Raw genomic sequence first — 26825 nt, forward strand, 5'->3', positions numbered from 1 at the left:
GCATCCGTTTACCGCAATCGTACTAGACGATGGTGTTCAGAACTCTCGTCATGCTGGCCCACGCCCGCGTCATGCCGAGCGTAGTCGAGGCATCTCAACAGGGATTCCTCGACTACGGCTGCGACTCCGCTCGGAATGACGAGAGGGCTGTCTTCGGATGTGCCAGAAGACAGCCCTCGACTTTATCCGTCAGCGCTCAACAGTGGGATGCGCCGAACCGTCCGTAAGGGCCGGATCGTCGCCGACGAGCTGGTCGGAGGCCCAGGCGGTGAGTTCCAAGTGCTCGCCGCCGGTCTGGTCCACGAGCACGGTGTCGCCGTCATGCACCCTGCCGGCGAGCAGCATGCGGGCCAGCTGGTCGCCGACCTCGGTCTGCACCAGACGGCGCAGCGGACGCGCGCCGTACGCCGGATCGTAGCCGACGTTGGCGAGCCATTCGCGGGCCGAATCGGTCACGTCGAGCGTGATGCGGCGTTCGGTCAGGCGCGCGGCCACGGCGTTGACCTGGATGTCCACGATGCCGCCGAGCTCCTCGCGGGTGAGCGGCTGGAACATCACGGTGTCGTCCAAGCGGTTCAGGAACTCCGGCTTGAAGTTCATATGCACGGTATCCATCACGGCCTTGCGCTTGGCGTCCGCGTCCATATCCTCGTTCACGAGGAACTGCGAGCCGAGGTTCGAGGTCATGATCAAAATCGTGTTCTTGAAGTCCACGGTCCTGCCCTGTCCGTCGGTCAGCCGGCCGTCGTCGAGCACCTGCAGCAGCACGTCGAAGATCTCCGGATTGGCCTTCTCCACCTCGTCGAACAGCACCACCGAATACGGGCGGCGACGCACGGCCTCGGTGAGCTGGCCGCCCTGCTCGTAGCCGATGTAGCCGGGTGCGGCGCCGATCAGGCGGCTGACGCTCGACTTCTCCATATATTCCGACATATCGATGCGCACCATGGCACGCTCGTCGTCGAAGAGGAAGTCGGCGAGCGCCTTCGCCAGCTCGGTTTTGCCCACGCCGGTGGGGCCGAGGAACAGGAAGGAGCCGGTGGGGCGGTTCGGGTCGGAGATGCCGGCGCGCGAGCGGCGCACCGCGTCCGAGACGGCCGCGATGGCTTCCTTCTGCCCGATGACGCGCCTGCCGAGGTAGTCCTCCATGCTCAGCAGCTTCTCGTTCTCGCCCTGCATGAGGCGGCCAACGGGAATGCCGGTCCAGTCGGAGACGATTTCGGCCACCGAGTCGGCGTCCACGCGGTCGGGCACCATCGGCTCGGATTCCATGCCGCCGCTGGCCGCTTCGGCCTGGGATTCGGCGTCCGCGGCCTGTTCGGCTGCGGCGAGCTCCTTCTGGATGGCAGGGATTTCGCCGTACAGAATGCGCGACGCCTGTTCCAGATCGCCTTCGCGGGTGAACTTGTCGGCCTGCACGCGCAGGTCGTCGAGCTTGGCGCGCAGGTCGCCGACCTTGTTATGGCCGGCCTGTTCGGCGTCCCAGCGGGCTTTGAGCCCGGCGAGCTTCTCGCGCGTGTCGGCGAGTTCGGCCTGCAGTTTGCCCAGACGGTCCTTGGAGGCGGGATCCTCGGCTTTCTTGAGCTGCATCTCCTCCATTTCCAGTCGCGTGACCCTGCGCTGCAGCTCGTCGATCTCCTCCGGGGAGGAGTCGAGCTCCATGCGCAGGTGCGCGGCGGCCTCGTCGACCAGGTCGATGGCCTTGTCCGGCAGCTGGCGGCCGGAGATGTAACGGTTGGAGAGGGTGGCGGCGGCCACCAGCGCATCGTCGCCGATCGTCACCTTGTGGTGGGCCTCATAGCGCTGCTTGAGACCGCGCAGGATGGCGATGGTGTCTTCCACGCTCGGCTCGCCGACGAACACCTGCTGGAAGCGGCGTTCGAGCGCCGGGTCCTTTTCAACGTTCTCGCGGTACTCGTCGAGCGTGGTGGCGCCGATGAGGCGCAGTTCGCCGCGGGCCAGCATGGGCTTGAGCATATTGCCCGCGTCCATGGAGCCCTCGGCCGCGCCCGCGCCGACGATGGTGTGGATCTCGTCGATGAAGGTGATGATCCGCCCGTCGGCGTTCTTGATCTCCTCCAGCACGGACTTCAGACGTTCCTCGAATTCGCCGCGGTACTTGGAGCCGGCCACCATGGAGCCCAGGTCGAGGCTGATGAGCTTCTTGCCCTGCAGGGTGCTGGGCACGTCGCCGGCCACGATGCGCTGGGCCAGTCCTTCGACGACGGCGGTTTTGCCGACGCCGGGCTCGCCGATCAGTACCGGGTTGTTCTTGGTGCGGCGGCTCAGGATCTGGATCACACGGCGGATCTCCTGGTCGCGCCCGATCACGGGGTCGAGCTTGCCGTCCCTCGCGGCGGCGGTCAGGTCGGTGGAGTATTTCTCCAACGCCTTGTAGTTGCCTTCCGCGTCGGGGCTGGTGACCTTCGCGCCGCCGCGCACGCCGGGCACGGCCTTGCGCAGGGACTCGGGGGTGACGCCGTTGGATTTGAGGATGTCGGCGGCCTGGTTGGGCGTGCTGGCGGCGATGCCGATGAGCAGATGCTCGGTGGAGACGTATTCGTCGCCCATGTCGCGCATCTCCTGTTCGGCCTGCGCGATCGCCGCGGTGAGTTGGCGACTGGCCTGCGGCTGCGAGGTGGTCGAGCCGCTGGCGCTCGGCAGGGCGACCAGCGCGTTGCGCACGGCCGCGCCGATGGCCTGCGGGTCGCCGCCCGCCGCTTCGATCAGCGAGCGGACCGGGCCGTTCTCTTGGCGCAGCAGCGCGTCCAGCACATGCAGGGTGTCGATTTGCGCGTTGCCTGCGGCCGAAGCGCTTTGAATGGCGTCGCCAATGGCCTCCTGGGCCATGGTGGTGAGCTTTTGTTCCATGTCTGTTCCTCCATTGTTGTGCGCCGGGCGGTTTCCGCAGGTTTTGCGGAGCCGCCGCGGCGCATTCGTCATGTCCTGACATGCTCAACCAAGGAAGGAACGATTCTATTCCCAAAACTTGAGCGCCCTCGACTCAAGTTTGCGATATGACTAACCGCGCACGACGATGTTACGCAGGGAGCCGATGCCTTCGACGTTGACGATGGCCTCGTCGCCGGGATTGAGCTGGCCGGAGGCGTGCGGCGTGCCGGTGAGGATCACGTCGCCCGGCAGCAGCGTGGCGAAGGACGAGATGGCGGCGATCTGCTCGGGGATGCCGTGGATCAGATTGGCGGTGGTGCCGTTGGCTTGGGGCACATCCTCACCGTTGAGCGTGAACGAGATCTTCGCATCGCGCCAGTCGAGCTCATCGCGGCTCACGATCCAGGGGCCCAGCGGGCAGGCGGTGTCGAAGCCCTTGGCGCGCGTCCACATCGGGTCGAGGCCCTGCAGGTCGCGCAAGGTCACGTCGTTGGTGCAGGTGAAGCCGAGCACATAGTCCATGGCGCGTTCGACCGGCACATTCTTGGCGATGCGGCCTATCACCACGGCCACCTCGGGCTCGTAGTTCATATCGTTCGAATACGACGGGATCACGATCGGATCGTCCGGGCCGATCACCGAGGTGGAAGGCTTGGCGAAGATGACCATATCTTCGGGCGCGTGGGCGATTTCGGAATGGCCCGCCTCGTGCATGAATTGGGCGTGCGCCTCATAGTTCTTGCCAAGACCGTAGATTTTGGAGGGGATGACCGGCGCGAGCAGGCGGATGCCGTCGCCGTCGACCGGGTAGCGGTTGCCGGTGGGCTTGACCTCGCCGCCGAGCAACGGATGGCCGTCGAGTTCGACGAGGTAGTCCTTGCCATCGGATTCGTCGGTCTGGACGAAGGCGTAGCGGGGCGATTCATTGAAGGAAAAACGTGCGATTCTCATAGCCACCAGTGTAGGCAGGGCGGGGCACAACGCGCAGCCCCGCCTCCACTCAGGATGATGCTTCTACTCGGCCTGCGGAGTCGGGTCCGTGTTGGGGGCCGCGTCGGCATCCGGAGTATCGGGCGCTTCCGCGGCATCCTCTGGGGCCGGCGAATCCTCGGCGGCATCATTAAACTCTTGCCGCAAAACGAAATCAGGAATGGAGGCGAGTTCTTCGGGCAGTCCGTCGCTGTGCTGTACCACACGAGCAAGCTCATGCTCCAACTGGTCGATGCGCCGGGCCTGTTGGGCGATGATCAGATCGCGAGTTTCGTCCCAAGAATCGCGCGACGCGCGAGAAGCGCCAATAACGCCCCCCCCCCCCCCCGTTTCTTTTCGCGAGAAGGCATGCTTTCGTTGGCTGCGAACAACGTAGCCGAGAAATCAGCCGCATCAGATCCATCGGCACCGGCGAGATACTGCTCCATGCCTTCTTTCTTCGCTTGCGCCTTCCAGCGCGCGAAGCATCGTTCGATGCGCTTGTAGCCGACAAGCGACGGATCGAGCCCGGCCTCGCGGAACATTCTCACCGGCGACTCGCCAGCGAAGTACCTGCGCAGGCAGGACCTCTTGAACGCCTCCGAATACATGATGCGGCTGCGCGTGACATTCGCCACAGCCGGCAGCTTTCTGAGATACCGCACTTCCTCGGCACTGAACATACCTCCGCCAGTAGCCATTATTTCCCCCTATTGTCGTCCCCGTATCATACGACAGCCAGCTGGGCTGTCTCTGGATATACGGGCCGGCGTCGATGCCGAGCGTTTGGTTGGATACACATATCGGAAAAGAGGGGCCGTGAACAGCAGCCCCTCTTTCCGCTCTCTTTCAGTCAGATCACGCGTTCAGCGCGCGCTTGGTGTTGCGGCTCTTGGCGTAGACCGTGAAGGCCGCGCCCACGAGCAGCAGCGCGATCGCGGAGAACAGCGCCGTGCCGGCCGCACCGGTCAGCGGCAGCTGGGTGATGGACTTGATGTTGAGAACAGTCACAGAGTGACTATCGTCGCTCAGAGTCACCAAGCCAAAGGCGTCCTCGGCCTTAGCGAAAGTAACCCCGCCTTTATCGTTAATGGTTACCGTAAAGGATGCCTTAAAATCCTGATAGCCGGAAGCGACCTTAGTCTCAACCACCGTATATGTACCAGCCTTGAGACCCTTGACAACCAACTTGCCGGCAGTGCTCTCGACTGTAGCAGTCTTCAGTTCGTCTGTAGCGGTTTCGTTGTTCTGATTAGCCGCTTTCTTATAAGAACCGTTAGAACCGAGGAACTTGATCGCGACCGACTGATCACCAACGGTTGTGCCCTCGTACACCTTAAATGTGGCACCATTGACGCCAGCTTTGTCCGCATTGATCTTCTGGAAGTTGAAACCGTGCAACTGGGTCTTAGCCTCCACAGTCTTGCCATAGTTGTCGAGCTTATTGACCACGCCGTCCGTCGTATCGGCGTCATCGTTCACCGTGGCGGTGAACTTGACACGAATGGTCTGGCCCGCGAACTCTGTAGGATCATTCACGACAACTTCGAATGACACCTTATCACCACCAGTAACGTCAGTATCCGGCACGGTGAACTTTGTGGCATCCGTCACTTCAGTTTCAATCTCGTCACCTTCATCGTCCGTGGTGACGGTATAGAACTCGAAGGAGTTGCTGTTGATGGTCAGACCCGTACCAGGCTTATCAGTGAACTTGAACTCCGTCGGGGCCGGGTTGGCGATAGTACCAGTCAGTGTGTAGTGCAAGGTATCACCGATTGACGCGGACGTCTCTTCGACGGTCTTGGTCTTGCTGGTGTTCTTCGTGTTCTTGAAGTTCACGGTATTCACACCTTCACCGGTTGCGAACGGGTTCAGCACACCGTTTGTGGTGGTTCCCGCAGCCACAAGCATCGGAACGGCCTTGGTAACGGCAGAGGCAGCGTTGTCGACGGTGTTGTCCACAAACAGGTACACACCGGCAGGAAGCCTCACGGTCATCGTCTTCGCTGTCTCATCCACAGTGAATGTTGGAGTCGGATTGACCGCAGTCAAATTCGTAGCAGCACCTGCAGCAAGCGCATTAGCGAAGGCACGAGTAACACTCGGATTGTTCCACGGACGGGTAGCGGACTGGTCCAGAGTGCCGTCAGTACCCATTGCCCATGTCAGCGCGTCAACATTTTCCGGAATGTTCTCCACTCCAGCACTAGTCAACGCTGAGCGCACCGCATCATTCTTCACACCGCCGCTGGTCTTCACACCGTAAGCAACATTCTGATCGGTTCCATAGGCCACGTAATCGCCAATCTTATACACTGTAATTGAACGATCAGTCAGTTGGGCAGCATCATCCGCAGTGAACGTAAACTCAACGGATCGCTTCACAACGGCGCCTTCATCCGCGCTCGCGGTGGCCGCGCCGAGGGCGAGGCCGGCCAGCATCGTCGCTGCCGCGGCGATTCCGGCGAATAGTTTCCTCATCTTCATGAGAGGAGTCCTTTCTTCTGTATTTTTTGCCTTCGCGGAAGCCGGGGCCCACCTCCGGGCTCCGCGATCCGCAAATTTTTGAAATTGTTCAGACCCGCGGCGGTTGAAACAGCGAGGCTACGACAGCCGCCACGGGATTGGATGAAAAATGACTGGGAATCAGAGCAAACGTTGCTTGCCGCGCCAGATGCCGGCACCACCGATCAGCAGCAAGGCAAGCAGTCCCAGCCCCGCGCCGCCGATTAGCCAGTCGCGCTCCGACGGTCCACCGGTCAACGGCAGCGACGACACCGCTACGTAGCGGTTGGTGAACGCCGCGGCATCCCTCGTAGCGGAATCCGCATCGCCATCTGCATAGCCATAGCTCACAGCCGCCTCGCCCTTCGTGACAGTCACAGTGACGATCACAGTGTCCGTGTCGTATACCCAGCCCGTCAGTGCGTCACCACTGTTTTCCTTCACATCGAAGGTGTAGACGCCGTCGCTGGCAGGGAAGCGCAGCGTACCTAAGAATGTGGTGTTCGCAGAAGCTTGGCCCTCGGTCAAATTCGACAGTGCGTCTTTGGAGACGGTCGCCGTCAGCGACTGACCGCTGTCTTCCGGCCATATCACGGAGTCCTTATTGTTTCCACTCGCGGTCAAGGTGAACTTGAAGTCGGATTGAGCGGCCTTGCCGACCACCGTCTTCTTCACCGTAATCGTGCTGGCATCAAGCTCAACGTACTTCTTGCTATTGGTCACCGTATATGTGTACGTGCCCGCTTTTTCGGAATAGGCATATTTAGCTTCAAAGCCGCTCTCATCTAGAGTCTTATAGCTGCTGCCGACTTTTACTTTTGTCTCCACGACCGTGTAGGTAATCCGCCCATGCGTTGTGGTGGCGGAAGGCAGACCCGATATCGTGGTCGTCCAATTATTGTCTGCGTTCAGCTCAAAGGTCGCCTGCACACCGTGCCCGTTTTCCCCACCGGTCCACTCCAGTTGCACGATGACAGGGACCTGCTCATCCTTCGAAACGCCTTCCCATTGCTTATTGACCACCACATCAATGGGCTTCGTATCGTAGTCATTGGTGAAAGCAACATAGGGGACATCATTATCCGTATTATCCGTCACGGTAATCTCCGCACGACGTTCGTCGTAATGTTTGAGCGCGAAATTGGATTCCGTTCGTCATAAATAATGAGCGCGAAATCCCGCGCGGCCCGCGTCGTTCGCGGGGATGCTTGCCTTATGGAAGGCAGACTGGACATGGCCACGAGAAAACGGCTGACGAACAGGTTCAAGGCGGAGTACGCCAAGGGCGACAAGAAACAGAAGGGCGAGATCCTCGACCGCCTCGAGGCCGTCGGGATGGGCAGGTCCACCGCCCGGCGGCTGCTCACGCAGGCGGAGAGGGAGAAACCCGTGAAAGGCGCGGCGCGGGGCAGGCGGCCGAAGTACGACGCGGGCGCGCAGCGGCTGCTGGAGCGCCTGTGGCTGCTCATGGGCATGCCGTGCGGCCCGTACATGAAGGCCATGTTCGACCAGTGGATTCCCGCGCTCCTGGCGAACGGCGAGCTCGACGGCATCGACGGCGACGCGCTGGACCAGGTGCTGGCGATGAGTCCGTCGACCATCGACCGGCGGCTCAGACCGCTCAAACAGGCCGCCATGCCGAAGGGCGCGTCGCTGACCCGGCCGGCCGCGGAGCACATGCGCAACTCGATCAGGATCCGCAAATGCACCGACGAGACAATCCGCGTTCCCGGCCTGGCCGAGGCAGACACCGTGGCCCACTGCGGGCCCAGCATGAAGGGCGAGTTCGCCCGCACCCTGACGATGGTGGACTACGCGACGAACTGGACCGTGAACGTCACCGCCCGCAACAATGCCAAATCCAACATCAAGGCAGCGGTCGCCACCGCCCTGCCGCTCTTCCCGTTTCCCGTCACCTGCTTCGACTCCGACAACGGCGTCGAGTTCATCAACGACGAGCTCGTCGACTGGCTGCTCGAACAGGACATCGAACAGACCCGCAGCCGCCCGTACAGGAAGAACGACCAGGCCACCGTCGAGTCGCGCAACAACCACGTCGTCAGGAAATACGCGTTCCACTGGCGCTACGACACCGCGCAGCAGCGCGAGCTGCTCAACCGGCTGTGGGCGAAGACCTACGTGCTGCTGAACCTGTTCACGCCCACCCGCAAGCCCGTGCGCGTCGACCAGGGGCGCGACGGGCGCAGGAAGACCGTGTACGACGAGCCCCGCACCCCGTGGGCGCGCGTGCTGGAGCACGACGCCGCCGACCGCGCCGCCGGGGGCGGCGGATACGTCGTCGACGACGCCCGCCGCCGCATCGAGGGGATCATCGCCGCCACCAACCCCGCCCGCCTCAACCGCGAGATCGCCGTCATCCAGGACGAACTCGAACGCGTCAGCCGGGACCGCACCGAGGCGATGGCCCGCCGCGCCGGCCTGGACATGGGATACTTGGGAAAGGCGATCGAACGCATGCGCGCCGACGCCGGACAAAACGACAAATAGATCGCAGGCACCGTTTCGCGCTCACCCATTACGACAAACGAACAACGATTACGCGCTCACTTATTAATGACGAACCTCGCGCACTCGGACCGAACGTCACATTGCCAGAGACAGCGGTTTCCGCGGTCACGGTCACACCACTCACCGCATAGCCTCGCTCCGTCAGCGTCACTGGATCCTCACCCGCTGTCAGCTTTTCCATCGTCCAGGTGTAGGTCACCGTGCTCGCATTGTCGGCGCTCACGCCGCCTTCGGGCTCGACCTGGGATGCATTGTCCAAAGTCAGGGTAGGAACCGTCCCATCCGAAGACACAATCTGGAACGAACGCGCCAAATTATATCGATCCTGGTCGCTGATATTCTCCGAATCCAAATTCGTGAACGTCTTGGTCACGGTCAATTTGCCGTTGCCGCTGCTCACTCTGTTGGTGACCGTCACGGTTTGTACGCTACCGTCGCTCGCCGGCTTCGCCTCAGCCGAGCCATCCCTCGCCTTGGTCACATTATTCAAGTACGTGGTGGAGAACACGGAAGGATCACGCTTATCACCAGGCGTTCCGGTTTCGGTGAATATTACGGTTGCGCCTTTGGGCAGGCCCTTAATGGTCACCTCTTTCTTAGGTATCGCTTGGATGCCTGTAATCGTGCCGCTCTTGCCATCCTGCGACACCACCATCTGCACGCTATAGCCCTCAGCCAATCCCTCAGCGGGGTACGAATCACGCAGGGTGGACGTGGAATCTTCCGGCAATGTCACCGTCGCGGAAAACGTGAACTTTTGGCCCGCATATTCACTCGCGTCAGTGCCTTCAACCAGCTTCTTCAGCTTCACCTGCGCAGTTCTGCGCACACGCACCGTGAAAATCACATGGGGGGGGATCATACTTACCGTTCTCATCATCAACTGATCCCGGATTCCAGGAAGTGCTCATGCCAGTGGTCATATCGCTGACCTTGTATTCAGCCAACGGATCGCCTACTGTATCCGTTTCATCAGAATTCCAGGCTTTAAAATGGTTCTGATTCGCCGCCTTATGTTTGGATATTCCAACGATTTCGTAATCGCCAAGATCTTTTTCCGAAACCGTTATCGTAGAAACACCATCATGCGAGAGGTGATAATACATCGTGTCACTATGGGCTAGCAGGTCGTTAGAGTCCGCGTCCACCACCTTGACGACCACTGCTTTGTAAGTATTTGTGGCTTCATTCTGGTTCCAGTTGTTCGCGTTATAGCTCGAAGCATACCAATCGGACATGTGGAAAGTGACGTAAGTGCCTACTTCCTTATCCTGCAGGTAATAGAATACCAGCTGCAAACCACTACTGTCGTATATTCTGAACCAATCGCCATCACTCATGAATTGCAGCGTGCCATCCTGATAGCGAACGCGCGTTACGGTCTTTCCGGTTGCAGTCTCATTAGCGTTATTACCGCCGGTTTGCTTGGGTCCATACTCGGTTTCTCCGTCAGTACCTTTCAGACTGGCCTTCCAGAAGGTGTAGGTCTTCTCACTGCTCGCAGTACCCGTACTAATCGTGGAATTCGCCAAAGACGAAAGCAAAACACCCTCAGTGCTGTTCACTTCTGACGTTCCCGCTGAAATGCTGCCCGAGCAATAATGCTCAAGGTGCTGATTGGTAATCCAGCATTCCGGAGTAATCGATTGCACCGCTCTGGTTTCGCCGATATCCATCGTCTCGTTCTGGTATTCATCATCCTCAGGAGTCTGATCGGACTCGCTTTGTCCGCTCTGATCGCCGTCGACCGACGTGGGGGCCGGAACCTCATCCGCGGTTTTGTCGGTGCCGCCGGTGGCACCGGTGTCGTCGGCCTCGCCGGTTTCGCCGGTACCGTCCGTCGTTTCAGTGTTTTGCGTTTCACCGCTCTGCGACGTGGAATCATTCTGTTCGGTCGTCTGGGAAGTCTGTCCCGACTGGGTCGTCAGAGTCGTATCAGACTCCTCTGCGACGGCGGTTCCGGCACCGACAACACTGACCAGCATGGCGAGCGCGGCGACTAGCGCCACGGTCTTACTTAATCCCGCTCCGGCAAGCCTGGCAAGCAGTTCGCGAAATCTTCTCATATCTTGTCCGTTCCTCTCGGATGGCGACCCACAACTTGTCGCTGTCCAAATACGTTCAAGCGCGCCCATCGCATGGGACGCCCATACACTGCGCCAACCTAATTCGCTTCCCCAGCCGGCGCGTACACCCTGAACGAGGCAATACTTACCCCCTCGTAAGTCATAGAAAACAAGCAATCAGAGCGCCTCAAGCGAGGCCGCGTATCCCCTCGTACCTCCACCGACACACGCACAGAACGTCCATCTACTGACCCTGACGAGGGGGTTCCGCAGAATTCAACCCCGCTTGGGCCACCAGTCGGCATGACGGCGGATGTGCCATGGCGAGCGCCGACATCCCACCAACAGCAGTCCGAACACCAGTACGCCCAGTCCGACGCCGATGGCGATGGAGCGGGCGTCCACCGCCGCGTCCTCCTCGGCGGGGATCACGTCCGGAATCGACGAACGCACGGCCGAAACCAGCAGACGGTGCGTGTTCACACCGTAGGGCGTGCAGGTCATCAGGGTCACGCGGTCCTCGCCGGAAACGATTTTCAGCTGCGAGGTGTCGTCCGGTTCGATCACGGTGATGCGGTCCACCTGATACCCCAGCGTCTCGCCCATCACCTCGATATAGAAGTAGTCGCCCACCTCCATCTCGTCGAGGCGCGTGAACATCGCCGCCTCCACCAGGCCGCGATGCCCGGTGATCACGCTGTGGGTGTTCTCGCCGCCGACCGGCAGGCTGGTGCCGTAGAGATGCCCCGCGCCCGAGGCGAGCGCGGTTTCGGAGGTGCCGTGGTAGATCGGCAGTTCCACGGAGATTTTCGGGATGCGGATGGTGCCCATCACGCCGCCGCCGCTGTCGAGCAGCGACTGGTATTCCTCGTCCTGCTGCGATGCGGATTCGGTTTCGCCGTCGGTCTCGCCGTTGGCGGCGTCTTGGATGGCGGAGAAAGGATCGGCGGCCTCGCCCAGAATCGCCTGCCCTGATTCGGCGAGACGCGTGTTATATGCCCTCGCCTCTTCAAGCGCGGTTTCCGCCTGAGGGTACGGCCAGCCCGCCACGCGCTCGGCGGCGCTTGTCGACGTGTTGGCGAGATCGCGGGCGGAACGGTATTGCAGGGCGAGGGGGAATCCTCCCACGCCGACCGCGGCGAGGACCAGCAGTACGATGACCACGCGCATCGCCCACAGTTTGAGACGCAGCGACCGTTGGCGGCGGACGATGTCGGAGATGTCGACTACGGCGTTGAAATCGCTGGAATGGTTAAAATCGTTGGAATCGTTGGATTTTCCGGCTTCGACGCCCGGAGCGGTTTCGGTGTGCGGGGCCTGACCGGCGGCCGCGTCTGCGGGTTGTGCGGCATGCTTCGCGCCCGCGCGAATCGCTTTGTCCGTGGACCTCACACCGCCCCTTTCGCCGTACGCCCTGCGGGCCACCCCGCGCTGGTGGTAGCGTACGACGTCTTCGCCGAGGATGGATGCCCCCGCACCCCCGTCGTCGGCGAGAATAGGTCAGATGAAGTCGCGTGCGCCGAAAATGGCGGTGCCGACCCGCACGATGGTGGCCCCTTCGGCGATGGCGAGTTCCATATCCTGACTCATCCCCATCGACAGTTCCACACAATGCCCGGTGCCCTCGGCTCCGGAGTCGAGAATCAGATCACGGGTGCGGCGCAGATGCGCGAAGCCGGAGCGGATCACGCGCTCGTCATCCACATGCGCGCCGATGGTCATCAGGCCCTGCAGCTCAAGTCCGCCCATGGCACCGATGCGCTGCGCCAAGTCGATGGCATGGCTGGGCGGGCAGCCGGATTTGGAGTCCTCCCCGGATTCGTTGACCTCCAACAGCATGCCGACCGTGATGCCGCGCGCCACCGCACGGCGGGCGATTTTCTCCGCCAATTCGATGGAATCCACCGATTCGATCGCATCGACCGAAGGCAGCACCTTACCGATCTTATTCGACTGCAACTGGCCGATGAGATGGAACGGAATATGCTCGACCGGCTCAGCCACGGACGAATCCGCCCCCAACGCGAATCCACGTTCGGCCAGACGTTTGGCCAATCCCGGCGCTTTGGCCACGATCTCCTGCGGGCGGTTCTCGCCGATCATGCGCACGCCCGCGTCGATGGCGGCGAGGATCTCGCCCACATCGCGGGTTTTGGTGGCGGCCAGCAAACGCACCGACCCCATCTCGCGGCCGGCCTCGGCCTCGGCGGTGGCGACGCGGTCCAGCGCGCGACGCACGTTATCCGCGATCTGACGGGCCCGCGATTCGTCGACCACCTCGTTGGCGAGGTTCTTATGCTCCATATATGCCGTCATGACACTCCCCTGCCGCGCCCGCACGGGGCTCGCTCATTGACCTCACCCCATCGTAGTAGCCCCATATGAAGAACGGCCATACGGCACACGCAGCGCCCACGCAGGTCGCGCAATCCCTCGTATGGACCGCCTTTCTGAGAGCATTCAAGTTTGGTGTGCCGGATTCGCCAGAAACAGACGATTTCCCACACCAAACTCAACGATCAAGCGCTTTAGCAGAACATGGTCTCGGCACCCCGACACACCAAACTCGATATGGCCACTTCCGAGGCGCATTCGAACCTCATCGGACAAGGAGAATGCACCCCAGAAGGGCCATACTAGATTTTTCGAATGAATCAGACTCGATTTTTCGAATGGTTCACACTCGATTTTTCGAATGAATCAGACTGGGTTTTTCGAATGAGCGTCCGTGATGATGAAGGAGATGAGATCCTTCGACTCCGGCTACGCCTCCGCTCAGGATGACGGAGAGAGGAAAGACGCGTCCCGCCCAGGATGACGGGAAGGGGAAAGACGAGTCTCGCCCAGGATGATAGGAAGGGAAAGACGCGTCTCACCCAAGACGACGGGGAGAGGGCGCAGGAGAGCCCGTGGGCTAGCGGCGTTTGGGCTTGCGACCTTTGAAGTTGATGTCGAACACGATCCACACGGACAGCACGAACGCGACGACGTAGCCCATGAAGCCCACGACGGGGATGCCGAAGATGATCGGCTTCATGCCGGCGTAATACACAATCGACGAACCGACGAACAGGCCGACCACGATCAGCGCCATGGTGATGCGGTTGACCATATCGCTGAGCTTGCGCATCGGCTCCTCGGCGCCCACCAGCTCCATATTGACGCGCAGCTGCCCGCGGGTGAGCATACGCGAGGCCACCTTGAGTTCGGCCAACGTGGCCAGCGTGCCATGCAGGGCCTGGTGCCCTTCGATGCCGAGCGATTTGAGCTCGTCCCGCGCGGCCTGGCTTATGGACTTCGACGTGGCGATATGGTCGGAGATGATCTCGATCATATTCACATCGGGAATGAACTCGTCCAACAATCCTTCCAGGGTGACGAGCGCGCGGCCGACCGTGGTCACCGTGCTCGGAACCTCGATGCCGTGGCGCGAGGCCAGCTGGGTGAGCGAGGTGAGGAAGGCCGCGATGTCGAGTTCGGCCAGATCCACGGTGCCGAACTCCGTGACGATCACATCGAGATCGGCGAGCAACGCCGGATAATCCGCCGGATCGGCCTCGGTGCCCGCGAAACGCAGCAGACCGTCGGCCAGTGCGGGCGAATCCTGCTTGGCGACCGCGAAGATCATCTCCTTGAGCACCGAACGGGTGCGCTGGTCGAGACGGCCGGTCATGCCCAAGTCGATGAGCACGATCTGCCCCTCGCGGATGATGATATTGCCCGGATGCGGGTCCGCGTGGAAGAAGCCGTCGTCGAGGATCTGCGTGGCGTAGTTGTCGACGAGTTTGGTGCCGATCTCCTTCAGGTCGTACCCGGCCTCGATCAGTTCGCCAGGATGCGAGACGGAGATGCCGTCGACATAGTCCATCACCACCACATGCTGCGTGCACAGGTCGGTGTAGGGCTTGGGGCAGTCCATATAGCGGAACCGCTCCGAAAAACGTTTGAATTCAGCGAGGTTGCGGGCCTCCACCAGAAAGTCGGTTTCCGATTGGAACGTCTCCCACAGCTCCTCGACCACGCCTTTGAGGTCGACGATCTGCGCCGAACGCACCACTTTGGTGGCGGTTTTGGCGATCGAACGCATGATGGAGACGTCCTGCGCCATGGTCTCGCGCACGCCGGGGCGCTGCACCTTCACCGCCACGTCCTCACCGGTGGTCAGCGTGGCGCGGTGCACCTGCGCGAGCGACGCGGAACCCAACGGCTTGGCGTCGATGTTGGCGAAAATCTCCTCGACGGGGCGGCCGTATTCGGTGGCGAGCACCTCCAGCACCGTGGCGTACGGCATGGGATCGGCGTCGGCGCGCAGCTTCGCCAGTTCGTCGCAGAAGCTTTGCGGCAGCATCTCGGAGCGCATCGACAAGATCTGCCCGACCTTGACGAAGGTGGGGCCCAACGCCTCGAACATCAGACGCATCTTCACCGGCGTCAGACCATGCAGGATGTCGAACTGCTCGACGATGCGCGTGATCTGCGCCAGACGCTTGAGCTTGCCGCGCCGGGTCAGATGGTACCGCTCGGAAAACGTGTCTTTGCGACCGGTGAACAGACCGATCGTCTCATCCGCGGGGCGGGGGGTTTCGGACCCCGCCTGCGTCGCGGAAGGATTGAGAACCGCGTCGACCCTGCTGTGCAGCGGGGCCGACGACGGTTCCGTGGTCCCAGAGGTCACTCGGCGTCGCCCTGCTCTTCGGCGGGCTTGTCGCCGGCTTCGGCCGCGGACTTCTTGGCGTCGTCCACCGCCTCGGTCACCTTGCGCTTGAGTTCGGTGTTCAAAGCCTTGCCCTGCTCAACGGTGAGCTCGCCCTTCTCCACCAGTTCGTTGACGATTTCCGCGCCCTTCTCGTAGGTGGTCGCCAGGGCGCCGACGCCCGCGAGAAACACCTTGCGCAGGCCATCGCCCAAATCGAAATCAGCCATGATACGCCTCCTTTGGTTGTTGCGTGGTTTCTACTGTACCCCAGAAGGCACCGCGAAAAACGCAGCCCCACGCGAATATCGCCGCGAGCACCGCCGCTTAGTCGCAGCCCCGACGCATTAGTATGGGAGCAGTCCACCCGCACGAAGGAATCGCGAGAACCATGAGCCAGCCGCAGCCCATCATCGGCAATCTCACCGCACTGACGGAATACAACCGTTCGCGTGTGGTGCGCGCCCTCTACCGGCGCGGCGTATGCTCGCGCGCGGATATCGCCCGCGAGACGGGGCTCACCCCCACCGCCATCACCAAAATCACCGGCGACCTCATCGCGCTCGGCGCGATCACCGAAGTGGGCGATATGCCCGGACGCGCCGGCCGCCGCTCCATCGGCATCGCGCTCAACGGCACCGGCCTGCGCGTGATCGGCGTGACCTTCGAACGCAGCACCATCACGGCCGGCGTGTTCACGCTGGAAGGCAATCCGCTCGACGGGGCTGGCTCGCGCGCCGAACTCTCCATCGGCGCGGGCGAACATGCCAGGGATGTGGTCGCACGCGCCCAGGATTGGATTCGGAGGCGACTGGAGGCCGACCATGCCATCGTCGCCGTCGGCATCACCATCCCCGGCCCGTATCTTCCGCAGGACGGCCGCATCGCGGTGGTCACGCAGACCAACGATTGGGAATCGGTGAATTTCCGCAAATCCTTCGTCGACGCGTTCGCGGTGCCGGTGGTGCTCGCGCACGATGCCGGTGCCGGCGCGCTGGCCCAGCAACTGCTCAATCCGCAATGCCGCATGGCGGAATCCCTCGCCTATCTGCTGCTCGGCGAGGGAACGGGCCTGGGCGTGATCGACCAAGGGCGGCTGCTGACCGGCGCGCATGGCGGGGCCGGGGAGATCGGCCATATCTCCATCGATGTCAACGGTCCGGTCTGCAAATGCGGCAACCACGGCTGTCTGGAGCGGTACTGCTCGGCGGAGGCGGTGCGCGAGCGCCTGATCGCGCGCACGCCGGCGCTGGTGGAGGATGCGGAGCGGCTCTCCCCCATCGCGGCATGCCGCGCGCTGTTCGCGCTGGCCGCCGCCGGGGATGCGGACGCGCTCGGCCATGTGCGCGAGTTGGGGCGCTATGTGGGCTATGGCTGCGTCACGGTGATCAACGCCTACGATCCCGAGATCATCGTGTTGGGCGATCTGATGGCCGAGGCCGGCGAACCGCTGCTGGCCGCCGCGCAGTCCGTGGTGGACGAGCGCGTGGCGCCGGCGCTGCGGGCCCGGGTGCGCCTGAGTCTCAACACCATGGGCGGCGATGAGGTGCTTAACGGCGCGGTCGCACTGGCCATCGAGCATGCGCTTGGAAATCCCACCGCGTTGCTGCCGCGCTGAAGTCGGCGGAGCGAATCATCTTCGACATACTCGCGACGTCATTCATAAGAGCTGCTAATATATACACGGTACTTATAAATGTGCGGCCGTTCACCGAGGTCGGCCGCAACCGTCGAAGGAGACCGCCGCCATCATGACCAACGCATCATACGAGTACGGCACCGCCACCAACAAGGCGCTGCTCGAGCGCGAAACCGCCGAACTGCTGGAGTTCGGACGCAACTTCCCCGCCCCCAACGGCGGCGCCTGCTGGCTGGACAGCCTCGGCAACCCCGATCCGAGCCACGGCATCCAAACCTGGATCACCTGCCGCATGGCCCACGTCTACACGCTGGGCGCGCTCAACGGCATGGACGGCGCGGAAGAACTGGTGGACCAGGCCCTCGACGGCCTGCGCGGCCAGCTTCACGACGACGCCAACGGCGGCTGGTATCCGGAGGTCTCCATCGAAGGCGTTCCCGCAGAAGGCAAGATCTGCTACACGCACGCCTTCGTGATCCTGGCCGCCGCGTCGGCCACGCTGATCGGACGCCCCGGCGCACGCGAGCTGCTCGACGAGGCGCTGGCGACCTTCGACCAGCGCTTCTGGGACGAGGAGACGGGACTCGCGGTCGACACCTGGGACACCGCCTTCACCACGCTCGACCCGTACCGCGGCGTCAACGCCAATATGCACACCGTCGAGGCCTTCCTCGCGGTCGCCGACGTCACCGGCGACGAAACCTACCGCACGCGGGCCGGGCGCATCGCCGACCATGTCATCGACTGGGCCTCGCATAACGACTGGCGTATCCCCGAGCACTTCCACGCCGACTGGTCGCTGGACCTCGAATGCAACCAGGACAAGCCCGACGACCAGTTCAAGCCGTACGGCGCGACCCCCGGCCACGGCATCGAATGGGCGCGACTCATCACCCAGTACGCCTTAAGCTCCGGCAAACCGCAGGATGAGGTGGACCGCTATCTCGACGCCGCCGAACGGCTGTTCCTGCGCGCGCTCGAGGATGGCTGGAACCGCGACGGCACCATCGGCCTGGCCTACACCACCGATTGGGCGGGCGAGCCGGTGGTCACCGACCGCATGCACTGGACGCTCGCCGAGGGCGTGAACACGGCAGCGGTGCTGGCGCGCGTCACCGGCAAGCAGGTGTTCAAGGATTGGTACGCCACGTTCTGGCAGTACATCGACGAGTATCTCATCGACCACGAGCACGGCTCCTGGTTCCACCAGCTCGACAAGGACAACCATGTGATCGGCACGGTCTGGCCGGGCAAATCCGACCTGTACCACGCCACCCAGTGCACGCTGATTCCGCTGCTCGACCCGGCGGTTTCCATCGCCCCGGCCCTAAAGGCGGCCCGGGCGGCGCGATAAGGAAATCCCTACGAGTGATGCCGGTGCCCTCCCAATTAGAGGAGGACACCGGCATCATTCGTATTCAGAGGCGGACGGAATCGGAATCACTCCTTTTCGTCGTCGTCCTCTTCGTTGCCGATCAGCTTGGAGGATTCCTTCTGCTCCTCGTTGAAGCGGTCGGCCTCACGCATCTCGTACAGCGACGGCTTGGCCGCCTCGGCAGGCTCGTGGACCACGACCTGCTGGAACGGCGTAAGGATGCCGTGCTTGGAGATAAGCAGCTTCATCTCGCGCTTCAGGTCACGTTCCAATTGACCACGGTTGCCTTCGACGCAGCGCGCAACGATGCGGATCACCGCGGTGCCGTCCGGATTGAGCGCGGCGACGCCCTTGTAGAACGGACCGTCCAGAATGGCGGGCAGGCGCTTCTTGATGTTCGGCAGCTCGCGTTCGAGGATGTTCTCGACGCGCGGCAACGATTCGCCGTATTCGAGCGTCACGTCCACCGAAGCGTAGGAGTCGAGCTTCGTCTTGTTCATCACGTTGCTGATCTCGCTGTTGCGCAGCACCAGGATGTTGCCGGAACCGTCGTCGATCTTCGTGGTACGCACGCCGATCTCGATCACGGTGCCACCCATGGAGCCGACCTGAATCACGTCGCCGACGCGGAACTCGCCTTCGAAGATGATGAACAGGCCGGAGAGGATGTCGGAGACCAGCTGCTGGGCACCGAAGCCGATGGCCAGCGTGAGCAGACCGGCGGATGCGAGCAGTGTGGCGGTATCCACGCCGAGCAGGGCCATGCAGTAGTACAGGATGCCGATGATGGAGCCGTACTTGATGACGCTGCACAGCAAACGCACCATGGTCTCGCCGCGCGCGCCAAGCACGCCGGTGAGCAGGCGCAGCAGCTCCTGCAGCACGGTGGCCACGGTGATGATCACGCAGGCGGACATCAGCGCCGCCGTGACGGCGAAGATGTTCAGACCCTTGTTCCAGCCGCCGCCGAGTACATAGGAGAATACGGACTGACTGCCGAAGATCTCGTCCTTGAACATCACGCCGATGAACACGATCACGACGAACAGGCCGAAGAACCAGCGCATCACCGTGCCCAGCTTGCCCTCCGGGGTCTTCTCGTCCCAGTCGAAGGACTGGTTGAGCCAGCGGCTGGCGGCGGATTGGGTTTTCATCCTGCGCTCGGTGCCGGGTACCCGTACCTCGAACACGTGAGCGTCGAGCACACTCACGTCGCCTTCGGATCCGGACGCGGCGGCTGCGCCGGTTGCGGCAGCCGCATCAGCCGCACCAATCGCACCGGACTCGCCGTCGGTACCGGCATCAGCCCCAGCGGCGGCGTCCCCGGCGGCAGACGCGGCCTTCTTCGCACGGGCCTTGGGGTCACGCTCGAAAGCGAGGATCAGAAACACCAGCAGCAGACACACCAGCGCGATGCCGGCGGTGGCGAGCGTCAGCGGCAGACGCTCGGCCATCAGCTCGGAATCACCGCCCGTGACGTACAGGTAGTAGTCGGAGGTCTCCACGGACGAGGCGTAGTAGGTCGTGCCGTCGATCGTGAGGTAGTCGGAGTAACCGCCCTTGAGCTGGGCGTCGGTCATACCGACGTCGGTGGCCTTCTTACCCTGGACGAGACTGTCGGGGAAGTAGACCAGCTTGCCGTTGCTCTTGCTCACCGCGAAGGCGAAACCGTCCTTGCCGACCTGCACGCCGTCGAGCACGTTGTCGATCTCCACGCTGGCGAGCAGCTCCTCGAGCATCTGCGGATGGACGGCGATCTGCACCAGACCGTCGATCAGACCCTCATCATCGTAGGTGGGCACGCCGATGTACTGGCGCATCGCGCCGGTGCTGTCGTCCTCGGTCGGATCCTGCACCAGCGATTCGACCCCCTGCAGCAGCTGGCGGAAGGCGTAGGACTGGTCCTCGGGATTCTCACTGAGCGTGAACGAACGGTCCGGCTCGGTGGAGGCGGTGCGCACGCCGTCCTCGTCGAACACGCTGATCATGTCGACGCCCAACGCATCGGCCAGTTGGGTCAGATCCGTCTTGGTCTCCAGATCGGGGTTCTGGTCGAGCACATACGCCGCGACCTTGACCTTGTTGAGGTAGCGGGTGTCGTATTCCTGCTTGAGGGCGTCCGCACGCTTGGTGGTGTTCGCCATGGTCTGGGCGATGGAGGAGGCGCGGTCGGCGTTGACCAGCGATTCGCTGGAGAGCGCGAACAGCGTCTGCATGTAGAAGGACACCACGATGACCACCACGAGCCCCACCACGGAGAGCACGGCCGCCTTGCCGCCGACCTTGCGGTTGTAGCGCAGCGGGCCGAACGCGAGCAGATCCTCGTCACGGTGTCCGCGGCTCTCGTCGTCGCGCAGCACGAACACGCCGTACAGCACCACGGCGGCCATCACCACGACGAACGCGAACAGGATCACCCCCACGGTGACGTTGCGCGAGGCGGACAGCGTATGCTCGGGCACGGAGCTGATGTAGTAGGTGTCGCCGATTTTGGTCACGCCGCTGTACAGGCTGGTGCCGTCGAAGTCCATATGGAAGAACCTGCCGTCCTCAAGGTCGTCGACGTCCAGACCGTTCGACAGGGCGTCCGTGCCGATCAGATCCGCGTTCGGATGGTATTGCACGGTGTAGTCCTGCGCGGACACGGCCATCATGTAGCCCTGCTGGCCGACGGTGATGTCCTTGAGCGTGGCGGTCAGCGAGCTGCTGGAGTCGATGATGTCGTCCAGACGCTCGGGACTGGCCTCCACCACGGCCATGGTGCCGTCGTCGATTTTGGCCGCGTAGTAGCGGTAGTTCCAGTCCTTGTCGGGCAGGCTCACCTCCACGGCTTCGGAAGGTTCGCCAGTCTCGAATACCGTGCGCAGCTGGTTGAATCGCGCGTGGTGGAAGTCCGCCTGGGTGTCCTGCGCCTCGGCGACCACATCGCCGTTCTCGGTGACCACCAGCACGTTGTCGACGGCGAGCAGCGTTTTGAGCTCGCTCATCTTGACGTCGGTGGCTTCGAAGCCGGCGTTGTTGTTGGCCATATAGGCGATGGACTCGGCCTTCGAGCGGAAGGTCTCGTCGAAGCTTTCCGTGCTCTCCTGCGTTTCGAGGTCGGCCTGTTCCAGCGCCTCCTTGAGCTGTTCGTTCTGCTGGCGCATCTCGTCGGTGTATCCCGACAGCGACAGCTGGGTCTGCACGCCGGCCAGCAGCAGGCCGGTGACCGCCACGCTTGCCAGCACCACGGCCAGCAGGGCGGCGATTTTGATTTTCAGTCGTTTGGACATGGGTTCGGTGGTCGCCATATTCGTCGTTCCTTCTCGTTCCTTCTCAGTCCTTCTCAGTCCCACTTGTCGATGAGCTGGTCGATGGTGCCGTCATCGAGCATGCTTTGGATCGCCGTGGCCACCGGCTCGCTTAAGTCGGAGTCCTTCTGGGTGGCGACGCCGTATTCCTGCGGGTCGATGCTGAAGTCGTCCAACGTGTGGCGCTCATCGTTCATATAGGTTTTGGCGATGGCGCCGTCCAGGGCCATGCCGTCGACCAGCCCCTCCTCCAGCGCGTCGGAAAGCTCCTGGTAAGACGCGTACTGCAGCAGGTGGTAGTTGTCGAACCGCACGTCGGTGTTGTCTTCGTTGGCGGAGCGCACCACGCCGTCGGAGAAGCCTTCGTCGGCCATCTTCTGTGCCAGCATCGGAGCGGTGTTCGCGCCCGCCATCGTGCCGATGGTGCCGCCCTTGAGTCCGGAGAGCTGGTCGATCAGCGAGCTGTTCTGCACGACCATCACCACCGAGTTGTTGTAGTAGGCCGGGGAGAAGTCGAAGTTCTTCTTGCGTGAGTCGGCGATCGAATAGCAGGCGACCAACGCGTCGACCTTGCCTTCCGACAGCATCTCCTTGCGGTCGTCGGGCGTGACGGTGACGAACTCGACGTCGCCGTAGCCCATCCGGCTCGCCATCTCGGTGGCGATGTCGATTTCAAGACCGTAGTATTTGCCGGTTTTCTCATTGAGATAGCCGAAGCCGATGATGTCGGCGCGCACGCCCACCTTCAGGGTGCCTTTGTCGCCGGCGATGCCCGACGTGCAGCCGCCGAGCAGCGTCAGCGCGGCCGCCGCGAGCAAGGCGACGACGGCCAGCGCCCACCGGCGCGAGCGCCGTATCGTATTGCCGGAGCCATGCCTCATGGTCCTTCTCCGTTCTCTTCGTTCTTTCCTGTGTATGCACGTATGCGGATCGGCCATCACATATGCATCGCGGGATGCCGCAAGATTCGGATATGGGCGACCCTGCCGTTCAGCGCACTGTTTCTTATGATTTCGCGGAAATCTGAGGGAACGCACGCACGGGGGTGTTTTCTGCCCTTATGGGGTATATGAAGGACTGCCCTTTTAGGCATATAGACGCCAACCGGTCCCGGGTCTTTCGCCGCGTACCGCCATCCTAAAGGCGCTCCTCACATCCTGAGGAGCGCCTTTGTTTTCGATGATCAGCGGGGGCGGGTTATGGCGACGCGGCGGGCTTCTTGGGCGAACTGGTCGAGGCGCGCCAGCTCCGTCTGCTGTTCGGCGGTGGACTGCGGAGCGAAACCGCCATAGCGGCGCTCGGCGGCGGCGCGGATCAGAAAGTCGGAGATCGCGGGGTTTTTGGGCAGAAGCGAGCCGTGCATGTAGGTGCCGATCACGTTGTCCACGCGCGCGCCTTCGGTATGGTCCTCGCCGTTGTTGCCGCGTCCCTCCTGTTCGACGCGCCCCAGCGACTGAGTGCCCTCGCGCAGGAAGGTCTGGCCGGAATGGTTCTCATAGCCGACGATCTGGCCGAAGTCCTCGCTGTGTTCCACGAGGTTGCCGATCATGCGCACGTCACGGCCGATCGTATACGCGCCGAACACGCCGATGCCGTCGAGTCTGGTGCCGTCGATCGTTTCGAAATACTCGCCGAACAGCTGGTAGAGCCCGCAGATCATCAGCATGGGCACGCCGTCGGCCGCCAAGCCGCGCAGCAGGTCGGCCCTGGCGTAGAAATCGCTGATGATCTTCTTCTGTCCGGTGTCCTGCCCGCCGCCGCCGAGGATCATATCGACCCGCTCGGGCCAGTCGTCGCCCTGATTGTAGGCGTGGACGCGCGGCTCGTAACCGTACAGTTCCAGCCGGCGTTTGATGGTGAGCACATTGCCGGAATCCCCGTAGATGTTCATATCTTTGGGGTAGAGGGATACGATGTCGATCACGTTGGCCATTCCCGTCACCTTCCCACTCCGGCGTCGCTGACCTTGGCGACGCGGCCCAGGGCGGCGCGCGCGGCGAGCATCGCGGTGTATGTGCAATACATGTGTTTCGGCTTACCGGGATTCGCGTTCACGAACGCGACCACAGCGGCCTCCACATCGGGCTCCACCTGCGCGACCGGCACCTCGTCGTAGCCGAGACGCAGCGCCATATCCCACGCGCGCACGCCGGAGACCATGCTCACACCGTCGCCGCGCAGGCTGGAAAAGTCCACATCCCACAGCCAGCTCATGTCGCGGCCGTCGGCGTATTCGTCGTTGATGGCGATCATGGTGTCGCAGCCTTCGGGCGCGAAGGAGGCGAGCGACAGGCGGAATCCCATCGGGTTTTTCACGAGCAGCAGTTCCACCGGCGAACCGTTCACATCGATCACCTCGCCGCGTCCGAACGCGGGGGTCACCTGGGCGACGGCGCGCACCAGACGGGAGTTGTCGGCGGCGGATTGGGCGGGGGCGGATTGGTCGGCATGACTGGACCGTCGGGCTGCGGCGGACTGCGGAACGGCGGAGGATCGGCCGGCATCGCGGACCACGCTTCTGACGATGGCCAGCGCGGCGGCGGCGTTATATAAGTTGTATACGCCCTCGAGTTTGACGGAGGTCTCGTAGGTTTCGCCGTCCATCGCGAACGTGGCGGCATGGTCGGCCACACGCATCAGCGTCACGTCGGCGGTCAGGTCGTGGCCTGCGGAGGACACGGTCGGAGTCGCGGCTTCAGAGGCCGCGACGGTGGTGGCCATCTCATCATCGGAGGGGAAGAACCGCGTGAGATCGTCCGCAAGGCCGAAATAACGCACCTCGGTGCCGTTCGGCACCAGCTCGGCGAGCTTGGCGACGCGCGGATCCTCGCGGTTGAGCACCACCGTGCCCGTGGTCGCTTCGGCCACATGGCCCAGCAGACGGGCGGTGTTGTCGATTTCGCCGAAACGGTCGAGCTGGTCGCGCATCACATTGAGCAGCAGCGCGTAGCGGGGCTTGACCTGACGCACGAAATGCACGGCGTAGGCCTCGTCGAGCTCCAGCACGGCGATATCCGCGTCGAGGCGGCCGCCCAGACTCACCTCCTGCAGCAGCGCGGAGACGACGCCGCGCGTGAAGTTGGAGCCGGTGGGGTTGGTGAACACCTTGAATCCCAGATCTTCCAACATCATGGCCACCATGCGGGTAGTGGTGGTTTTGCCGTTCGTGCCGGAGACGAGCACCACGCCGTAAGGCAGCTGCGCCAGCGTGCGCGCCAGAAAGCCTGGATCGAGCCGCTCGGCGACCTTGCCGGGAAAGGCGCTGCCGCCGTGGCGGGTGAGGCGGGCGAGCGAGCGCACCGTTTTGCCGATCAGAGGCGTGGCGAACGAGAACACGGCCATGGCTCACACCCCCTGGTTGTAATCCTGCGGCATGTCCTTGAACTTCGAGGTCGCGCCGAGGAAGGCCAGATGGAAGGTTTCGGTGGGGCCGTTACGGTGCTTCGCCATAATCACGTCGGCCTCGCCCGGGCGGTCCTCATGGTTGTAGTAGTCGGGACGATGCACCAGGAACACCACGTCGGCATCCTGCTCGATCGAACCGGACTCACGCAGGTCGGAAAGCTGCGGCAGCTTGTCGTTGCGCATCTCGGGGCCTCGGTTGAGCTGCGACAGGGCGATCACCGGCACCTCGATCTCCTTGGCGAGGAGCTTCAACGCACGGGAGAATTCCGACACCTCCTGCTGGCGGCTTTCCACCTGCTTGCCGGAGGTCATCAGCTGCAGGTAGTCGATCACCACGAGTTTGAGGTCGTTGGTCTGCTTGAGTCGGCGGCATTTCGCACGGATCTCCATCAGGCTCATATTCGGGCTGTCGTCGATGAACAGCGGCGCCTCCTGCATTTTGCTCCAGAAGGTGTTCAGCGTGTTCCAACGCTCCGGGGTGATCTCCTCGGCACGGCCCAGCGCGCCCAGCGGAATGTTCGTTTCGGCGGAGATGATGCGCTTGGCGAGCTCCACCTTGTTCATCTCGAGGCTGAAGATCACGGCGGCCATATTGTGGTGCAGCGCGGCCGAACGCGCGAAATCGACGCCCAGCGTGGACTTGCCCATGGCCGGGCGGCCCGCGACCACCACCATCTGGCCGGGCTGCAGGCCCTGGGTCAGATCGTCGATGTCGCGGAAGCCGGTCGGTACACCCTTGGCGATCTCGCCGTTCTGCATTTTGTCGAGCTGGTCGAGCGTGTCATGCACCGCGTTGCCGATGGACACGTAATCCTGGCGCACTTTGCCCATGCTCATCTCGTAGATCTCGCTTTGCGCGAGGTTCACCACATCCTCGGCCTGCGACCCTTCGGCCGAATAGCCGAGCTGCGCGATTTTGGTGCCGGCGGCGATCACATTGCGCAGGATGGCGCGTTGGTGCACGATCTCCGCGTAATAGGTGGCGTTCGCGGCTGTGGGCACGGAGGCGACCAGACTGTGCAGATAGTCGGCGCCGCCCACCTTCTCGAGATTGCCGGCCTTGAGCAGCTCGTTGGCCACCAGCACCACGTCGACGGGCTGGCTGGCGGCGAACAGGTCGATGATCGCCTCGTAGATCGTCTGATGCTTCGGCTGGTAGAAGTCGGTGACGTCGATCATCTGCGAGACCTCGCCGACGGCGTCCTTGCTCATCAGCATGCCGCCCAGCACCGCCATCTCCGCATCGTCGTCATGCGGGGGCACGCGATCGAACATCGCGTCTCGTTCGTTTCCTTCAGCCATAGGCACCCAGTATAGAAGATGGGCGGCCGGACGCGGGCGATGCGGGCGGAGCGCGAGGACGCCGAAGCACGAGGACACCGGAGCACAGGCGCATGCCGGGGTGCGGGCGGCAGGGTATGCCGGAAGCGGGTGGCAGGGCCAGCATTAGGCGGGGCAC

Annotated in this window: 19 protein-coding genes and 1 pseudogene; 3 read left to right on the forward strand and 17 right to left on the reverse strand. The window is 62.7% G+C overall.

All coding sequences use genetic code 11. The annotated features are described in order from the left end of the window. Positions 1–189: 189 nt before the first annotated feature. The 6 genes and pseudogenes from clpB to BE0216_RS06355 form a co-directional block, all read right to left on the reverse strand. Positions 190–2871, reverse strand: a complete 2682-nt coding sequence (clpB, locus tag BE0216_RS06330) for an ATP-dependent chaperone ClpB (RefSeq protein ID WP_094635891.1) — start codon at positions 2869–2871, stop codon at positions 190–192. A 150-nt stretch (positions 2872–3021) separates the two neighbouring features. Then, on the reverse strand, positions 3022–3843 hold the full coding sequence (locus tag BE0216_RS06335) for a fumarylacetoacetate hydrolase family protein (RefSeq protein WP_094635892.1): 822 nt from the start codon (positions 3841–3843) through the stop codon (positions 3022–3024). Between the two features lie 63 nt (positions 3844–3906). Continuing rightward, positions 3907–4086, reverse strand: a complete 180-nt coding sequence (locus BE0216_RS06340; RefSeq protein WP_193042839.1) for a hypothetical protein — start codon at positions 4084–4086, stop codon at positions 3907–3909. A gap of 238 nt (positions 4087–4324) precedes the next feature. Continuing rightward, positions 4325–4562: pseudogene (locus tag BE0216_RS12215) on the reverse strand (HTH domain-containing protein); the annotation flags it as partial. A gap of 157 nt (positions 4563–4719) precedes the next feature. Then, positions 4720–6351, reverse strand: coding sequence for a SpaH/EbpB family LPXTG-anchored major pilin (locus BE0216_RS06350; RefSeq protein ID WP_094635893.1), 1632 nt, complete (start codon positions 6349–6351; stop codon positions 4720–4722). 159 nt (positions 6352–6510) lie between these two features. Further along, complete coding sequence (locus BE0216_RS06355; RefSeq protein ID WP_094635894.1) at positions 6511–7467, reverse strand: Spy0128 family protein; 957 nt, start codon at positions 7465–7467, stop codon at positions 6511–6513. Positions 7468–7602: 135 nt separating this feature from the next. Here BE0216_RS06355 and BE0216_RS06360 point away from each other — a divergent pair, with 135 nt between their 5' ends. Next, positions 7603–8877 (forward strand): integrase catalytic domain-containing protein, encoded by a 1275-nt coding sequence (locus tag BE0216_RS06360; protein WP_226805655.1) that lies wholly within the window; start codon positions 7603–7605, stop codon positions 8875–8877. A 28-nt stretch (positions 8878–8905) separates the two neighbouring features. Here BE0216_RS06360 and BE0216_RS06365 read toward each other — a convergent pair whose 3' ends face one another. From BE0216_RS06365 to BE0216_RS06390, 6 genes are all read right to left on the reverse strand, one after another. Then, positions 8906–9709 carry a DUF5979 domain-containing protein gene (locus tag BE0216_RS06365; RefSeq protein WP_143249255.1) on the reverse strand — a complete coding sequence of 268 codons (804 nt, stop codon included), beginning with the start codon at positions 9707–9709 and terminating at the stop codon, positions 8906–8908. Further along, positions 9687–10964, reverse strand: coding sequence for a hypothetical protein (locus BE0216_RS06370; protein WP_193042840.1), 1278 nt, complete (start codon positions 10962–10964; stop codon positions 9687–9689). Before BE0216_RS06370 ends, BE0216_RS06365 begins: the two co-directional genes overlap by 23 nt. A 276-nt stretch (positions 10965–11240) precedes the next feature. Beyond that, the gene (locus tag BE0216_RS06375; protein WP_404801810.1) at positions 11241–12389 is read right to left on the reverse strand and encodes a class C sortase; all 1149 of its coding nucleotides are present in this window, start codon (positions 12387–12389) and stop codon (positions 11241–11243) included. Positions 12390–12464: 75 nt separating this feature from the next. Next, the gene (locus BE0216_RS06380; protein WP_094635965.1) at positions 12465–13280 is read right to left on the reverse strand and encodes a YggS family pyridoxal phosphate-dependent enzyme; all 816 of its coding nucleotides are present in this window, start codon (positions 13278–13280) and stop codon (positions 12465–12467) included. 598 nt (positions 13281–13878) lie between these two features. Next, positions 13879–15639 (reverse strand): ABC1 kinase family protein, encoded by a 1761-nt coding sequence (locus BE0216_RS06385; RefSeq protein WP_169714234.1) that lies wholly within the window; start codon positions 15637–15639, stop codon positions 13879–13881. Then, positions 15636–15887 carry a phasin family protein gene (locus BE0216_RS06390; protein ID WP_094635964.1) on the reverse strand — a complete coding sequence of 84 codons (252 nt, stop codon included), beginning with the start codon at positions 15885–15887 and terminating at the stop codon, positions 15636–15638. Before BE0216_RS06390 ends, BE0216_RS06385 begins: the two co-directional genes overlap by 4 nt. Before the next feature lie 161 nt (positions 15888–16048). Here BE0216_RS06390 and BE0216_RS06395 point away from each other — a divergent pair, with 161 nt between their 5' ends. After that, positions 16049–17275: an ROK family transcriptional regulator gene (locus BE0216_RS06395; RefSeq protein ID WP_158217164.1), complete on the forward strand. Its 1227-nt coding sequence runs from the start codon at positions 16049–16051 to the stop codon at positions 17273–17275. A 133-nt stretch (positions 17276–17408) separates the two neighbouring features. Beyond that, on the forward strand, positions 17409–18650 hold the full coding sequence (locus tag BE0216_RS06400; protein WP_094635962.1) for an AGE family epimerase/isomerase: 1242 nt from the start codon (positions 17409–17411) through the stop codon (positions 18648–18650). 86 nt (positions 18651–18736) lie between these two features. Here BE0216_RS06400 and BE0216_RS06405 read toward each other — a convergent pair whose 3' ends face one another. The 5 genes from BE0216_RS06405 to dnaB all read right to left on the reverse strand — a co-directional run bounded on the left by BE0216_RS06405 (position 18737) and on the right by dnaB (position 26668). Then, positions 18737–21961: a mechanosensitive ion channel domain-containing protein gene (locus tag BE0216_RS06405; protein WP_211279894.1), complete on the reverse strand. Its 3225-nt coding sequence runs from the start codon at positions 21959–21961 to the stop codon at positions 18737–18739. 35 nt (positions 21962–21996) lie between these two features. Next, a complete protein-coding gene (locus tag BE0216_RS06410) occupies positions 21997–22842 on the reverse strand; it encodes a transporter substrate-binding domain-containing protein (protein ID WP_094635961.1) in 846 nt (281 codons plus the stop codon). Positions 22843–23144: 302 nt separating this feature from the next. Further along, entirely contained in the window at positions 23145–23894 is a 750-nt protein-coding gene (locus BE0216_RS06415) for a type 1 glutamine amidotransferase (RefSeq protein WP_094635960.1), read from the reverse strand. Positions 23895–23899: 5 nt separating this feature from the next. Continuing rightward, the gene (locus tag BE0216_RS06420) at positions 23900–25303 is read right to left on the reverse strand and encodes a Mur ligase family protein (protein WP_094635959.1); all 1404 of its coding nucleotides are present in this window, start codon (positions 25301–25303) and stop codon (positions 23900–23902) included. Between the two features lie 3 nt (positions 25304–25306). Continuing rightward, on the reverse strand, positions 25307–26668 hold the full coding sequence (gene dnaB, locus BE0216_RS06425; RefSeq protein WP_094635958.1) for a replicative DNA helicase: 1362 nt from the start codon (positions 26666–26668) through the stop codon (positions 25307–25309). Positions 26669–26825 lie beyond the last annotated feature (157 nt).

Origin of the sequence: Bifidobacterium eulemuris, assembly GCF_014898155.1 — a bacterium.
In the GTDB taxonomy this organism is placed as follows: domain Bacteria; phylum Actinomycetota; class Actinomycetes; order Actinomycetales; family Bifidobacteriaceae; genus Bifidobacterium; species Bifidobacterium eulemuris.

Bases quoted from the DNA above. Each gene is read 5' to 3' on its own strand.
- clpB (WP_094635891.1), bottom strand. From the start codon at position 2,871: ATGGAACAAAAGCTCACCACCATGGCCCAGGAGGCCATTGGCGACGCC.
- BE0216_RS06335 (WP_094635892.1), bottom strand. From the start codon at position 3,843: ATGAGAATCGCACGTTTTTCCTTCAATGAATCGCCCCGCTACGCCTTC.
- BE0216_RS06350 (WP_094635893.1), bottom strand. From the start codon at position 6,351: ATGAAGATGAGGAAACTATTCGCCGGAATCGCCGCGGCAGCGACGATG.
- BE0216_RS06360 (WP_226805655.1), top strand. From the start codon at position 7,603: ATGGCCACGAGAAAACGGCTGACGAACAGGTTCAAGGCGGAGTACGCC.
- BE0216_RS06370 (WP_193042840.1), bottom strand. From the start codon at position 10,964: ATGAGAAGATTTCGCGAACTGCTTGCCAGGCTTGCCGGAGCGGGATTA.
- BE0216_RS06380 (WP_094635965.1), bottom strand. From the start codon at position 13,280: ATGACGGCATATATGGAGCATAAGAACCTCGCCAACGAGGTGGTCGAC.
- BE0216_RS06390 (WP_094635964.1), bottom strand. From the start codon at position 15,887: ATGGCTGATTTCGATTTGGGCGATGGCCTGCGCAAGGTGTTTCTCGCG.
- BE0216_RS06395 (WP_158217164.1), top strand. From the start codon at position 16,049: ATGAGCCAGCCGCAGCCCATCATCGGCAATCTCACCGCACTGACGGAA.
- BE0216_RS06400 (WP_094635962.1), top strand. From the start codon at position 17,409: ATGACCAACGCATCATACGAGTACGGCACCGCCACCAACAAGGCGCTG.
- BE0216_RS06405 (WP_211279894.1), bottom strand. From the start codon at position 21,961: ATGGCGACCACCGAACCCATGTCCAAACGACTGAAAATCAAAATCGCC.
- BE0216_RS06410 (WP_094635961.1), bottom strand. From the start codon at position 22,842: ATGAGGCATGGCTCCGGCAATACGATACGGCGCTCGCGCCGGTGGGCG.
- BE0216_RS06415 (WP_094635960.1), bottom strand. From the start codon at position 23,894: ATGGCCAACGTGATCGACATCGTATCCCTCTACCCCAAAGATATGAAC.
- BE0216_RS06420 (WP_094635959.1), bottom strand. From the start codon at position 25,303: ATGGCCGTGTTCTCGTTCGCCACGCCTCTGATCGGCAAAACGGTGCGC.
- dnaB (WP_094635958.1), bottom strand. From the start codon at position 26,668: ATGGCTGAAGGAAACGAACGAGACGCGATGTTCGATCGCGTGCCCCCG.